This window comes from Xanthomonas sp. PPL134 (assembly GCF_040595915.1).
In the GTDB taxonomy this organism is placed as follows: domain Bacteria; phylum Pseudomonadota; class Gammaproteobacteria; order Xanthomonadales; family Xanthomonadaceae; genus Xanthomonas_A; species Xanthomonas_A indica.
In genome coordinates, this window is the sequence record NZ_JAMDLL010000007.1 from 173,766 (window position 1) to 186,673 (window position 12,908).

At 68.9% G+C, this 12,908-nt stretch carries 12 protein-coding genes; 8 read left to right on the top strand and 4 right to left on the bottom strand.

Annotated features, from left to right (window positions below; translation table 11 throughout):
• The first annotated feature begins 89 nt into the window (after positions 1-89).
• The gene (locus tag M3U25_RS14180; protein WP_355503058.1) at positions 90-1,436 is read left to right on the top strand and encodes a phosphomannomutase; all 1,347 of its coding nucleotides are present in this window, start codon (positions 90-92) and stop codon (positions 1,434-1,436) included.
• 44 nt (positions 1,437-1,480) lie between these two features.
• The gene (locus tag M3U25_RS14185) at positions 1,481-2,884 is read left to right on the top strand and encodes a mannose-1-phosphate guanylyltransferase/mannose-6-phosphate isomerase (RefSeq protein WP_355503056.1); all 1,404 of its coding nucleotides are present in this window, start codon (positions 1,481-1,483) and stop codon (positions 2,882-2,884) included.
• Between the two features lie 83 nt (positions 2,885-2,967).
• Here M3U25_RS14185 and rfbD read toward each other — a convergent pair whose 3' ends face one another.
• From rfbD to rfbB, 4 genes are read right to left on the bottom strand one after another with little or no spacing between them, the layout of a single operon-like run.
• Complete coding sequence (gene rfbD / locus M3U25_RS14190; protein ID WP_355503054.1) at positions 2,968-3,882, bottom strand: dTDP-4-dehydrorhamnose reductase; 915 nt, start codon at positions 3,880-3,882, stop codon at positions 2,968-2,970.
• On the bottom strand, positions 3,879-4,436 hold the full coding sequence (rfbC, locus tag M3U25_RS14195; protein WP_019797144.1) for a dTDP-4-dehydrorhamnose 3,5-epimerase: 558 nt from the start codon (positions 4,434-4,436) through the stop codon (positions 3,879-3,881). The genes rfbD and rfbC overlap by 4 nt, the downstream gene beginning before the upstream one ends.
• Entirely contained in the window at positions 4,433-5,320 is an 888-nt protein-coding gene (rfbA, locus tag M3U25_RS14200; RefSeq protein WP_152246376.1) for a glucose-1-phosphate thymidylyltransferase RfbA, read from the bottom strand. Before rfbA ends, rfbC begins: the two co-directional genes overlap by 4 nt.
• Positions 5,321-5,378: 58 nt before the next feature.
• Positions 5,379-6,434 carry a dTDP-glucose 4,6-dehydratase gene (gene rfbB / locus M3U25_RS14205; RefSeq protein ID WP_152246378.1) on the bottom strand — a complete coding sequence of 352 codons (1,056 nt, stop codon included), beginning with the start codon at positions 6,432-6,434 and terminating at the stop codon, positions 5,379-5,381.
• 226 nt (positions 6,435-6,660) lie between these two features.
• On the opposite strand from rfbB, the gene M3U25_RS14210 reads away from it, so the two are divergent.
• The 6 genes from M3U25_RS14210 (at position 6,661) to M3U25_RS14235 (ending at position 12,878) form a co-directional block, all read left to right on the top strand.
• Positions 6,661-7,407, top strand: coding sequence for an electron transfer flavoprotein subunit beta/FixA family protein (locus M3U25_RS14210; RefSeq protein WP_017917125.1), 747 nt, complete (start codon positions 6,661-6,663; stop codon positions 7,405-7,407).
• Positions 7,407-8,348, top strand: coding sequence for an electron transfer flavoprotein subunit alpha/FixB family protein (locus M3U25_RS14215; RefSeq protein WP_355503050.1), 942 nt, complete (start codon positions 7,407-7,409; stop codon positions 8,346-8,348). The genes M3U25_RS14210 and M3U25_RS14215 overlap by 1 nt, the downstream gene beginning before the upstream one ends.
• Positions 8,349-8,367: 19 nt before the next feature.
• Positions 8,368-9,345 (top strand): lysylphosphatidylglycerol synthase transmembrane domain-containing protein, encoded by a 978-nt coding sequence (locus M3U25_RS14220; protein ID WP_355503048.1) that lies wholly within the window; start codon positions 8,368-8,370, stop codon positions 9,343-9,345.
• 106 nt (positions 9,346-9,451) lie between these two features.
• Positions 9,452-10,840: a UbiA family prenyltransferase gene (locus M3U25_RS14225; RefSeq protein WP_355503109.1), complete on the top strand. Its 1,389-nt coding sequence runs from the start codon at positions 9,452-9,454 to the stop codon at positions 10,838-10,840.
• The gene (locus M3U25_RS14230) at positions 10,840-12,147 is read left to right on the top strand and encodes an FAD-binding oxidoreductase (RefSeq protein ID WP_355503046.1); all 1,308 of its coding nucleotides are present in this window, start codon (positions 10,840-10,842) and stop codon (positions 12,145-12,147) included. Before M3U25_RS14225 ends, M3U25_RS14230 begins: the two co-directional genes overlap by 1 nt.
• 2 nt (positions 12,148-12,149) lie before the next feature.
• Positions 12,150-12,878 (top strand): SDR family oxidoreductase, encoded by a 729-nt coding sequence (locus M3U25_RS14235; protein ID WP_263391541.1) that lies wholly within the window; start codon positions 12,150-12,152, stop codon positions 12,876-12,878.
• The last annotated feature ends 30 nt before the right edge of the window (positions 12,879-12,908 follow it).

The window sequence follows — 12,908 nt, forward strand, 5'->3', positions numbered from 1 at the left end:
GGACTGCGACCCCCGCCGCACCGCCGCAACGACCGATTAAGCGCCGTAACGTTACACTCGGGTTTCCCCCAACTCAGAGACCCTCCTCCATGTCGCTTCCCGCATTCAAGGCCTACGACATCCGCGGTCGCGTTCCCGACGAACTGAACGAGGACTTGGCGCGCCGCATCGGCGTGGCGCTGGCGGGGCAGTTGGACAGCGGTCCGGTGGTGGTCGGCCACGACGTGCGCCTGGCCAGCCAGGGGCTGCAGGACGCGCTGTCGGCCGGCCTGCGCGCCAGCGGCCGCGAGGTGATCGACATCGGCCTGTGCGGCACCGAGGAAGTGTATTTCCAGACCGACCACCTGCAGGCGGCCGGCGGCGTGATGGTCACCGCCAGCCACAACCCGATGGACTACAACGGCATGAAGCTGGTGCGCGAGAACGCGCGCCCGATCAGCTCCGACACGGGCCTGTTCGCAATCCGCGACACCGTCGCCGCCGATACCGGGCCGGCCGCTGACCCGACCGCCGCCGAGCATCACCGCCCGGACAAGAGCGCCTACATCGAGCACCTGCTCAGCTACGTGGACCGCGCCACGCTCAAGCCGCTGAAGCTGGTGGTCAACGCCGGCAACGGCGGCGCCGGCGCCATCATCGACCTGCTCGCGCCGCACCTGCCGTTCGAGTTCGTGCGCGTCTTCCACGAGCCGGACGGCCACTTCCCCAACGGCATTCCCAACCCGCTGCTGCCCGAGAACCGCGCCGCCACCGCCAACGCGGTCAAGCAACACGGCGCCGACTTCGGCATCGCCTGGGATGGCGATTTCGATCGCTGCTTCTTCTTCGACGCCGACGGCCGCTTCATCGAGGGCTACTACCTGGTCGGCCTGCTGGCGCAGGCGATCCTGGCCAAGCAGCCGGGCGGCAAGGTCGTGCACGACCCGCGCCTGACCTGGAACACGATCGAACAGGTCGAGGAGGCCGGCGGCATCCCGGTGCTGTGCAAGAGCGGCCACGCCTTCATCAAGGAGAAGATGCGCAGCGAGAACGCCGTGTACGGCGGCGAGATGAGCGCGCACCACTATTTCCGCGAGTTCGCCTATGCCGACTCGGGCATGATCCCGTGGCTGCTGATCGCCGAGCTGGTGTCGCAGTCCGGCCGCTCGCTGGCCGACCTGGTCGAGGCGCGCATGCGCAAGTTCCCGTGCAGCGGCGAGATCAACTTCAAGGTCGCCGACGCCAAGGCGGCGGTGGCGCGGGTGATGGAGCACTTCGCCTCGCACGCGCCGTCGCTGGACTACACCGATGGCGTCAGCGCCGAATTCGCCGACTGGCGTTTCAACCTGCGCAGTTCCAACACCGAACCGCTGCTGCGCCTGAACGTGGAAACCCGCGGCGATGCGGCCCTGCTGGAACAGCGGACGCAGGAGATTTCCGAGCTGCTGCGCGGCTGATCCAACCTCCCTCCCCCTAGACGCACTATGGAGTTCCCCCGCCCATGAGCGACGTCCTTCCCATCATCCTGTCCGGCGGTTCGGGCACGCGGCTGTGGCCGCTGTCGCGCGAGTCGTATCCGAAGCAGTTCCTGCCGCTGGTCGGCGAGCAGAGCATGCTGCAGGCCACCTGGCAGCGCGCGGCTCCGGTCGCCGCGCATGCGCCCATCGTGGTCGCCAACGAAGAACACCGCTTCGTCGCGGCCGAGCAGTTGCAGCAGATCGGCGTAAAGCCGCACGCGATCCTGCTCGAACCCAAGGGTCGCAACACCGCGCCGGCAATCGCCGTGGCGGCGCTGGAGGCCTCCCGCGACGGCGCCGATCCGCTGTTGCTGGTCCTGCCCTCCGATCACGTGATCGGCGACGAAGCCGCCTTCCAGGCCGCGGTGCGCGTAGCCGCCGTGGCGGCCGAGCAAGGCAAGCTGGTGACGTTCGGGATCAAGCCGACCGCACCGGAAACCGGCTACGGCTACATCAAGGCGGCGGCCGGCGACGGCGCGCGCGCGGTCGAGCGCTTCGTCGAAAAGCCCGATCTGGCGACCGCAAAAAGCTACCTCGCCTCTGGCGAGTACTACTGGAACAGCGGCATGTTCCTGTTCCGCGCTTCGCGCTACCTGGAGGAGCTGCGCAAGTTCCAGCCCGCCATCGCCGATGCCTGCACCAAGGCCTGGCAATCGGCCAAGCGCGATGCCGACTTCACCCGTCTGGACAAGGACGCGTTCGCCGCCAGCCCCTCCGATTCCATCGACTACGCGGTGATGGAGAAGACCGCCGACGCGGTGGTGGTGCCGCTGGATGCGAAGTGGAGCGACGTCGGTTCGTGGTCGGCGCTGCTGGACGTGTCGCCGCAGGACGCCAATGGCAACGCGCACCATGGCGACGTGATCGAGATCGATTGCCGCAACACCTACGCCTACGGCTCGCGCTTGATCGCGATGGTGGGCCTGCAGGACGTGGTGGTGGTGGAGACCGACGACGCGGTACTGGTCGGGCATCGCGAACGCATCCAGGAAGTGAAGGACATCGTCGGCAGGATCAAGGCCAACGGCCGTTCCGAGGCCACCTGGCACCGCAAGGTGTACCGCCCGTGGGGCGCCTACGACTCGATCGACAACGGCCAGCGCTTCCAGGTCAAGCGCATCACGGTCAAGCCCGGCGCCACGCTGAGCCTGCAGATGCATCACCACCGCGCCGAGCACTGGATCGTGGTCAGCGGCACCGCCGAGGTCACGCGTGGCGACGAGGTGCTGCTGCTCACCGAAAACCAGAGCACCTACATCCCGCTCGGGGTGACGCATCGCCTGAAGAACCCGGGCAAGCTGCCGCTGGAATTGATCGAAGTGCAGTCGGGCAGCTATCTGGGCGAGGACGACATCGTGCGCTTCGAGGACACCTACGGGCGCACCTGAATTCGGCGCAGGCCGCAAACGCAAAGAGCCGGGCAATGCCCGGCTCTTTGTTTTTGGCTGCGTGGCGTTCTGCGTACGACGGATCAGGCGGTCGGCGTTGCCGCAGCGAGTTCGCCGATCACCTGGCGCAGGCCATCGCGCCACTGCGGCAGTTCCAGCGCGAAATCGCGCTGCAGGCGCGACACGTCCAGGCGCGAATACGCCGGGCGCTTGGCCGGGGTCGGATACTCCGCGGTGGTGATCGGCAACACCCGCGGCGCGCGCGGCAACAGGCCCACCGCCACCGCCTCGGCGAAGATCGCTTCGGCGAAGCCGTGCCAGGTGGTCTCGCCGGCCGCGGTCAGATGCCAGGTGCCGGACGGCAGCGTCGCGCGCTGGGCCAGCACGCGCGCGGTGACATCGGCGATCAGCGCCGCAGGCGTCGGCGTGCCGACCTGGTCGGCGACCACCTTGAGTTCGTCGCGGTCGGCGCCCACCCGCAGCATGGTGCGCAAAAAATTGTGCCCGTGCGCGGCGTAGACCCAGGCGGTGCGGAAGATCAGGTGCTGCGCAGCGGATGCGCGGATCGCCTCCTCGCCGGCCAGCTTGGTCGCACCGTACACGCCCAGCGGCGCGGTTGGCGCGTCCTCGGGATAGGGCTGCGTGCCCTGGCCGTCGAACACGTAATCGGTGGAGTAATGCACCAGCGGCACGCCGTGCGCCGCGCACCAGGCGGCGATCGCCGCCGGCGACTCGGCATTGGCGCGGTGCGCCGCCTCGGCGTCCTGCTCGGCGCGATCGACCGCGGTGTAGGCCGCGGCGTTGACCACGGCCGTCGGCCGCAGCCGGTCCAGCAGCGCGCCCAGCGACTGCGGCTGGTCGAAATCAGCGCGCTCGCAGGCGCTGCCGTCGGGCAACTGGCCGCTGCGGGTGGTCGCCAGCACCGGTCCCTGGCCCGCCAACGCCCGCAGCAGTTCCTGCCCGACCTGGCCGTTGCCGCCGAAGACCAGCACGCTCATGGCTGGTACACCGGCAGGCGCTCGACCGGGATATCGGCCAGGAACGGCGCAACCGCGTCCTTGCCCGACAGCACCGGCTCGGAGATCGGCCAGTCCACGCCGATCGCGGCATCGTCCCAGCGCACGCCGGCGTCGGCTTCCTTGACGTACACGTCGGTGCACAGATAGCTGAACACCGCCCGCTCCGACAGCACGGCAAACCCGTGCGCGAAACCTTCCGGAATCCAGAATTGCTTCTTGTTCTCCGCGCTCAGCACCACCGCAGCCCAGCGGCCGAAGTGCGGCGAGCCGTGGCGGATGTCGACGGCGACGTCGTACACCTCGCCCTCCAGCACGCTGACCAGCTTGCCCTGCGGCCGCGGCCACTGGTAATGCAGGCCACGCAGCACGCCCTTGGCCGAGGTGGAGACGTTGCTCTGCACGAACTTGGTCGGCAGCCCGTGCTCACCGAACCGCTCGGCATTCCAGGTCTCGAAGAAATAGCCACGCGCGTCGCCGAACACCGCCGGCTCGATCACCACGCAGCCGGGCAGATTGGTTTCAATCACTTTCACGGAACGGTTCCTCGTACAGCCAGTTCATGCAGATAGTTGCCGTAAGCGTTCTTGCGCAGCGGAGCGGCAAGTTTCTCCAGCTGCGCCGCATCGATCCAGCCATTCCCGAAAGCGATCTCCTCCGGGCAGCACACCTGCAGGCCCTGCCGCGACTGGATGGTCTCGATGAAGTTGGAGGCCTCGTGCAGCGACTGGTGGGTGCCGGTGTCCAGCCATGCATAGCCGCGGCCCAGCGCTTCCAGGTGCAGTGCGCCGGCGTCCAGGTAACGGCGGTTGAGATCGGTGATCTCCAGTTCGCCGCGCGGCGAGGGCTTCAGTTCGGCCGCATGGTCGCTGGCCTGGCCATCGTAGAAGTACAGGCCGGTGACCGCGTAGTGGGAGCGCGGCTTGGCCGGTTTTTCCTCGATGTCGATGACCTTGCCAGAGGCGTCGAACTCGGCCACGCCGTAGCGTTCGGGATCGTTGACCCAGTAGCCGAACACGGTGGCACCCTGTTGCCGCGCATCGGCGCGCTGCAAGGTCTCGGTCAGACCGTGGCCGTGGAAGATGTTGTCGCCCAGCACCAGGCAGCTCGGCTTGCCGGCGACGAAGTCGCGGCCGATCAGATAGGCCTGGGCCAGCCCGTCCGGACTCGGCTGCACCGCGTACTGGATGTCCATGCCCCACTGCGCGCCATCGCCCAGCAGCGCCTGGAACAGCGCCTGCTCGTGCGGGGTGTTGATGATCAGCACCTCGCGGATCCCGGCCAGCATCAGCACGCTGAGCGGGTAGTAGATCATCGGCTTGTCGTACACCGGCAGCAGCTGCTTGCTGACGCCCTTGGTGATCGGATACAGCCGCGTGCCGGAGCCGCCAGCGAGAATGATGCCCTTGCGTTGTGTCATGAGGTCTTTCCTATGGACGTCCGCACATGGAGGTGCGGACGCATGCGAGGGACGCGGGTTATGCCGCGGTGCCGATCCGTTCCAGCCGGTAGCTGCCGTCGAGCACACCCTGCACCCAGTCCTGATGGCTCAGGTACCAGTCAACGGTGAGCGCGATGCCCTGTTCGAAGGTGTAGTGCGGCTCCCAGCCCAGCTCGTTCTTCAGCTTGGACGCATCGATCGCGTAGCGGCGGTCGTGCCCAGGCCGGTCGGCGACGTAGGTGATCTGGCTGGCGCGCGGCTTGCCGTCTTCGCGCGGACGCCGCGCGTCCAGCAGCGCGCAGATCGCCTGCACCACCTCGATGTTCTGCTTCTCCGAGTTGCCGCCGACGTTGTAGGTCTCGCCGACCTTGCCCTTGGCCAGCACGGTGCGGATCGCCTCGCAGTGATCGCCGACGAACAGCCAGTCGCGCACCTGCTTGCCGTCGCCGTATACCGGCAGCGGCTCGCCGGCCAGCGCCTTGGCGATCACCAGCGGGATGAGCTTCTCCGGGAAGTGGTACGGACCGTAGTTGTTGGAGCAGTTGGTGGTCAGCACCGGCAGGCCATAGGTATGGTGGAACGCGCGCACCAGGTGGTCGGACGCGGCCTTGGACGCCGAGTAAGGCGAGTTCGGCGCATACGGCGTGGTTTCGCTGAACTTGCCGGTCTCGCCCAGGGTGCCGTAGACCTCGTCGGTGGACACGTGCAGGAAGCGGAACGCATCGCGGCGGTCCTGCGGCAGCGCCTTCCAGTGATCGCGGACCGATTCCAGCAGGCCGAGGGTGCCGACCACGTTGGTCTGGATGAAGGCGCCGGGGCCGTCGATCGAGCGGTCCACGTGGCTTTCGGCGGCGAAATTGACCACCGCGTCGGGCTGGTGCTCGGTGAGCAGGCGACCCACCAGGTCGCGGTCGCCGATGTCCCCGTGCACGAACACATGGTCGGGGTTGCCCTCCAGCGACGCCAGCGTGTTCAGGTTTCCGGCATAGGTCAGCGCGTCCAGGTTGATCACACGGATGCCGCGCGCCACCGCCTCGAGCACGAAATTACCGCCGATGAAACCGGCGCCGCCGGTCACGAGCCAAGTCGCCACTATGTGTTTCTCCTGATTCGGCGCCGTCGGCGCCCGCTATTCGAACGGCACAGGATATACGGTTTATATGAACCAGTCGTCGTTGCTGCACGGCAGGATCCGGGCCTACGGATCCCGCCACCATACGCCCTCGCATGGTCCCCCGCGCCCGGTTAGAATCCTCCGACTGCCCCGTGCCAGCCGCCGCGGCCGGGCCTTCCCGCACTGCTGAAGGATCTCGTACACGATGAAAATCCTCGTCGCCTACAAGCGCGTGGTGGACTACAACGTCCGCATCCAGGTCAAGCCGGACGGCTCCGGCGTGATCACCGAGGGCGTCAAGCTCTCCGCCAACCCGTTCGACGAAATCGCCCTGGAAGAGGCGCTGCGCCTGCGCGACGCCGGCATCGCCAGCGAGGTGGTGGTCGCCACCATCGCCCCGGCCGACGCCGCCGCGCACCTGCGCAACGGCCTGGCGATGGGCGCCAACCGTGCCATCCACGTGGTCGCCGACGCGGCGATCCAGCCGCTGACCGCCGCGCGTACCCTGCTCAAGCTGGTCGAGCAGGAGCAGCCGGACCTGGTGATCCTGGGCAAGCAGGCGATCGACGACGACGCCAACCAGACCGGGCAGATGCTGGCCACGCTGTGGGGCCGTCCGCAGGCGACCTTCGCCGGCAAGCTGGTGGTGGCCGACGGCAAGGCGACGGTGACCCGCGAGGTCGACGCCGGCCTGGAGACCCTGGAAGTGGACCTGCCGGCGGTGGTCACCACCGACCTGCGCCTGAACGAGCCGCGCTTCATCAAGCTGCCGGACATCATGAAGGCCAAGAGCAAGCCGCTGCAGACGCTGGCCTTCGCCGACCTGGGCGTGGAGGCCAACGACAGCCTCACCACCACCCACTACGCCCCGCCGGCCAAGCGCAGCCGCGGCGTGATGGTCAAGGATGCCGCCGAACTGGTGGCCGCACTCAAGCAGAAGGGGTTGCTGTGATGTCTAAGATCCTCGTCGTCGCCGAACACCTCAACGGGCAGCTCAACGCCGCCACCGCCAAGTGCGTCAGCGCCGCGCAGGCGCTGTCGCCCGAGGCCATCGACATCGTCGTGCTGGCCGCCGACCCGGCCGCGGTGGCCGCCCAGGCCGCGCAGATCGCCGGCGTCGCCCGCGTCCTCACCGTCGCCAACCCCGCCAACGAACACGCCATCGCGCAGGTGCTGGGCCTGCAGATCGCCGCGCTGGCGAAGGGCTACAGCCACGTCTTCGGCCCCTCCACCACCTTCGGCAAGGACCTGATGCCGGTGGTGGCGGCCCTGCTCGGCGTCAACCAGATCTCCGACCTGATGGCAGTCGACGGCGAATACGCGTTCAAGCGCCCGATCTACGCCGGCAACGCCATCATCAGCGTGCAGGCGCCGGCCGACCAGATCGTGGTCGCTACCGTGCGCAGCGCCTCCTGGTCGGAAGCGGCGCAAGGCGGCAGCGCGGCGGTGGAAGCGGCCAGCGTGGACGCGTCGCTGCCGAGCCACACCCGCTTCGTCGGCCTGGCCGCCGGCAAGTCCGACCGTCCCGACCTGCAGAGCGCCAAGCGCGTGGTCTCGGGCGGCCGCGGCGTCGGCTCGGCGGAGAACTTCCAGATCGTCTACCAGCTCGCCGACAAGCTCGGTGCGGCGGTCGGCGCCTCGCGCGCGGCGGTCGACGCCGGCTACGTGCCCAACGAACTGCAGGTCGGCCAGACCGGCAAGATCATCGCGCCGGAGCTGTACGTGGCGATCGGCATCTCCGGCGCCATCCAGCACCTGACCGGCATCAAGGACGCCGGCACCATCGTCGCGATCAACAAGGACCCGGAATCGCCGATCTTCGAGATCGCCGACATCGGCCTGGTCGGCGACCTGTTCACGGTGCTGCCGGAGCTGGAAAAGGCACTGGGCTGAGCCGCGCGGAGACCCGGGGATGATGCCGCACGGCGCCGACGGCGTGCCCGCGCCGCGCCACCGTGCGGATCATCTAGCAGTGTTCGTCGTGCTGCTGTGCGGCGGCTACCTGGCTGCCCTATGGTGGGTGGACCGCGGCAACGGCACGTTCGCCCGGCTCGGCGCGATCTGGCCGTTGCTGGCGCTGGCGGTGCTGCCGGTCTCGGTCAGCTACCTGTTCCGCTTCTGGCGCTGGCGCTGGCTGCTGCAACGGCAAGGCCATGCGGTGCCGTTCTGGCTGGGCTGGGCCGCCTACCTGGCCGGCTTCGCCTTGACCGCGACCCCGGGCAAGGCCGGGGAATTGCTGCGCATCCGCTATTTCGCCCGCATGGGCGTACCGGCCGGGCGGACGCTGGCGGTATTCGTGTTCGAGCGCGCCTCCGACCTGCTGGTGATCCTGGCGCTGTCGCTGTTGGCTGCGCCGGTCTTCCCCACCCTGGGCACCCTCGCCGCGGTGGTGCTGGGCTTCGTCACCCTGCTGTTCGGCGCTGCCGCCTGGCCGGCCCTGCTTACATGGCTGGAGAGCGTGGGCCGGCGCCTGCCCGGCCGCTGGCTGCGGAGGACGGCGCAGTTCGCCGTGTTCGCCGCCATGGAGTTGCGCGCCTGCCTGGGCGCCTCGCAACTGGTGCGCAGCCTGATCGCCGGTGCCGGCGCCTGGGGCCTGACCTCGGCGGTCTTCGTCGGGCTGTGCAGCGGCCTGGGCCTGGACCTGGACCCGCTGGTCGCGTTCGGCATCTACCCGCTGGCGATGCTGATCGGCGCGCTGTCCTTCGTGCCCGGCGGGGTCGGCACCACCGAGCTGGCGATCGTGTTGATGCTGGACCGGCTGGGCGTCGCCACCGCCGATGCGATCGCAGTCGCGGTGGCCGCGCGGCTGGTGACGCTCTGGTATGCGGTCGCCGTGGGCGCCCTGGCAATGGGCGCGACCGAATTCCTGCAACGGCGTCAGGCCGCCTGAACCGCTGGTTATAATGCGGCCCCGCGATGGATCCCCAGGCCGCAGAATGTCCCTCCCCCCCAGCCCCCCCGCCGACCGCCCGGCTGTTTCAGGGCGCGCGCTCTGTGTGGATCTGGACGGCACGCTGCTGAACTCGGACATCCTCTACGAGTCCCTGCTGGCTCTGCTGGCGCGCAATCCGCTGTACGTGTTCCTGCTGCCGCTGTGGCTGCTGCGCGGCAAGGCCGCGCTGAAGCGCGAACTGGCCGCGCGGGTCACGCTCCCGGCCGAGACCCTGCCCTACAACGAGCACGTCCTGGAGCTGCTGCGTACGACCACGCAGCGCCCGCGCGTGCTGTGCACCGCCTCAGACCAGTTGCTGGTCGCGCCGATCGCCGCGCACCTGGGCCTGTTCGAAGAGGTCATCGCCAGCGACGGCCAGCGCAACCTGTCCGGCCGCAACAAGGCCGACGTGCTGGTGCAGCGGTTCGGCGAAGGCAATTTCGACTACGCCGGCAATGGCCGCGTGGACCTGCACGTATGGGACAAGGCCGGTGGCGCCTGGGTGGTCAACAACGGCAACGGGCTGCGCGCCGCTGCCGCACAGCGTACCGCCATCCACGGGCATTGGCCGGCGCCCCCGCGCGCCCGCGCCTGGCTCAAGGCGCTGCGCCTGCACCAATGGCTGAAGAACCTGCTGGTGTTCGTGCCGCTGCTGACCGCGCATCGTTTCCTGGACGGCGCCTCGGTGCTGCAGTCGGTGATCGCCATGGTCGCGTTCGGACTCTGCGCCTCCGGCGTCTACGTGCTCAACGACCTGCTCGACCTCACCCCCGATCGCCAGCATCCGCGCAAGCGCAAACGGCCGTTCGCCGCCGGCCGGCTGCCACTGCTGCAGGGCCTGTTCGCCGCGCCCGCCCTGACCCTGGCCGGACTGGCGCTGTCGCTGGCCTGCAACCTGCAGTTCACCCTGGTGCTGCTGGCCTATTACGTGATGACGCTGGCGTACTCGCTGCGCCTCAAGCGCATCGTGATGATCGACGTGGTGCTGCTGGCGGCGCTGTACACCGTGCGCATCATCGGCGGCGCGGTCGCGATCGACCTGGAGCTGTCGTTCTGGCTGCTGGCGTTCTCGATGTTCATTTTCCTCTCGCTGGCGCTGCTCAAGCGCTACACCGAGTTGCACGCGATGCTCGGCAGCGGCAAGACCAAGGCCAGCGGGCGCGCCTACTCGGTGGAGGACCTGGTGCTGCTGCAGTCGATGGGCGCGGCGGCCGGCTACATCGCGGTCATGGTCATGGCGCTGTACATCAATAGCCCGGCAAGCGTGGAGTTGTATCGGCATCCGAAGCTGCTGTGGCTGATCTGCCCGGTACTGCTGTACTGGGTCAGCCGGGTCTGGATCGTGGCGCACCGCGGCGACATGCACGACGACCCGATCGTGTTCGCCGCCACCGACCGGGTCAGCCAGGTGGTCGTCGTGTTGTGCGGGCTGTTCGCGCTGAGCGCCATCTGATGGCCGACGCCGGGCAGTCCTGGGGGCGCTACCCACGGGCGACGCAGACGCTGCTGCCGATCGCCGACCGGGCAGCCGCCCTGCCGGTCTTCGCCGGCAACGCGCTGCCGCGTGGTAACGGCCGCAGTTACGGCGACAGCTGCCTCAATCCGGACGGCACCCTGCTGTGCGCCCGCGGCCTGGACCGCTTCATCGGCTTCGACTCAGCCTCCGGCCGCCTGCGCTGCGAGGCGGGGGTCACCCTCGCCGAGATCATCGATCTGGCACTGCCGCAAGGCTGGTTCCTGCCGGTGACGCCGGGCACCCGCTACGTCACGGTGGCCGGCGCCATCGCCAACGACGTGCACGGCAAGAACCATCACCGCACCGGCAACTTCGGCCACCACGTGCGCGCCTTCGAACTGCTGCGCAGCGATGGCAGCCGCCGCCTGTGCGCACCGCACGACGATGCCGAGGGCTGGTTCGCGGCCACGGTTGGCGGACTCGGCCTGACCGGGCTGATCACCTGGGCGGAGATCCAGTTGCGCCGCGTGCCGGGTCCGGCGCTGGAGACGGAGAACATCCGCTTCGGTTCGCTCGACGAATTCTTCGCGCTGTCCGCCGCCTCGGCCGACAGCCACGAATACAGCGTGGCCTGGATCGACTGCCTGGCCAGCGGCCGCGCCCGCGGCCGCGGTCATTTCACCCGCGCCGATCACTGCGCCGGTCTGCCCGAGGAACGCCTGGCCTCGCCCGGCAAGGGCCTGGCGATGCCGCTGACCCCGCCGGTCTCGCTGGTCAACAAGCTCTCGCTGCGGCCGTTCAACGCGTTGTACTACTGGCGCCAGCCTGCGCGCAGCAAGCGCCGGCTGAGCCACGTGCTGCCGTTCTTCTATCCGCTGGACGGCATCCGCCACTGGAACCGCATGTACGGCCCGCGCGGCTTCCTGCAGTACCAGTGCGTGCTGCCGCCGGCCACCGCACGCGACGGTGTGGATGCGCTGCTGGCGGAAATCGCCCGCAGCGGCAGCGGCTCCTTCCTGGCGGTACTGAAGGAATTCGGCGACCTTCCTGCGCGCGGCATGCTGTCCTTCCCGCGCCCGGGCACCACGCTGGCGCTGGACTTCCCCAACGACGGTGCCGACGTGCTGCGCCTGCTGGAACGGCTGGACCGCATCGTCGACGCCGCCGAAGGCGCTCTGTACCCTGCCAAGGACGCGCGCATGTCCGCCGCCTCGTTCCAGCGCGCCTATGCCCGCTGGCAGGACTTCAGCCGCTATCTCGATCCCCGCTTTTCTTCCGGCTTCTGGCGCCGGGTCACGGAGTGAACATGCAACGCGTCCTCATCATCGGCGCCACCTCGGCCATCGCCGAGGCCACCGCCCGGCGCTACGCCGCGCGCGGCGCGGCCCTCCATCTGCTCGGCCGCCAGGCCGCGCGCCTGGACGCGATCGCGTCGGACCTGTCGGCGCGCGGCGGTAAGGCCAGTTGCGGCGTGCTCGACGTCAACGACAGCGCCGGCCATGCGGCGGCCTTCGATGCCGCCTGGGCCGCGCTGGGCGGCGTCGACGTGGTGCTGATCGCCCACGGCACGCTGCCCGACCAGGCCGCGTGCGATGCCTCGGTCGACCTGTCGATGCGCGAGTTCGCCACCAACGGTACCTCGACGATCGCGCTGTGCGCCGCGCTGGTGCCGCGCCTGCGTGCAGGCGCGACGCTGGCGGTGATCTCGTCGGTGGCCGGCGACCGTGGCCGCGCCAGCAACTACCTGTACGGCAGCGCCAAGGCCGCGGTCAGCGCCTACCTGAGCGGCCTCGGCCAGCGCCTGCGCCCGGAGGGCATCAACGTGCTCACGATCAAGCCGGGCTTCGTCGATACGCCGATGACCGCCGCCTTCAAGAAGGGTGCGCTGTGGGCCAAGCCCGACCAGATCGCCAAGGGCATCCTGCGCGCGGTGGACGGCCGCCGCGCGGTCGCCTACCTGCCCGGTTTCTGGTGGGCGATCATGTTCGTCATCAAATCCATCCCCGAATTCGTCTTCCGCAGGATCAAGCTCTGACATGACCGGTACATTCGTTTCCTGCAGGAT

Bases quoted from the DNA above. Each gene is read 5' to 3' on its own strand.
- M3U25_RS14180 (WP_355503058.1), top strand. From the start codon at position 90: ATGTCGCTTCCCGCATTCAAGGCCTACGACATCCGCGGTCGCGTTCCC.
- M3U25_RS14185 (WP_355503056.1), top strand. From the start codon at position 1,481: ATGAGCGACGTCCTTCCCATCATCCTGTCCGGCGGTTCGGGCACGCGG.
- rfbD (WP_355503054.1), bottom strand. From the start codon at position 3,882: ATGAGCGTGCTGGTCTTCGGCGGCAACGGCCAGGTCGGGCAGGAACTG.
- rfbA (WP_152246376.1), bottom strand. From the start codon at position 5,320: ATGACACAACGCAAGGGCATCATTCTCGCTGGCGGCTCCGGCACGCGG.
- M3U25_RS14210 (WP_017917125.1), top strand. From the start codon at position 6,661: ATGAAAATCCTCGTCGCCTACAAGCGCGTGGTGGACTACAACGTCCGC.
- M3U25_RS14215 (WP_355503050.1), top strand. From the start codon at position 7,407: ATGTCTAAGATCCTCGTCGTCGCCGAACACCTCAACGGGCAGCTCAAC.
- M3U25_RS14220 (WP_355503048.1), top strand. From the start codon at position 8,368: ATGATGCCGCACGGCGCCGACGGCGTGCCCGCGCCGCGCCACCGTGCG.
- M3U25_RS14230 (WP_355503046.1), top strand. From the start codon at position 10,840: ATGGCCGACGCCGGGCAGTCCTGGGGGCGCTACCCACGGGCGACGCAG.
- M3U25_RS14235 (WP_263391541.1), top strand. From the start codon at position 12,150: ATGCAACGCGTCCTCATCATCGGCGCCACCTCGGCCATCGCCGAGGCC.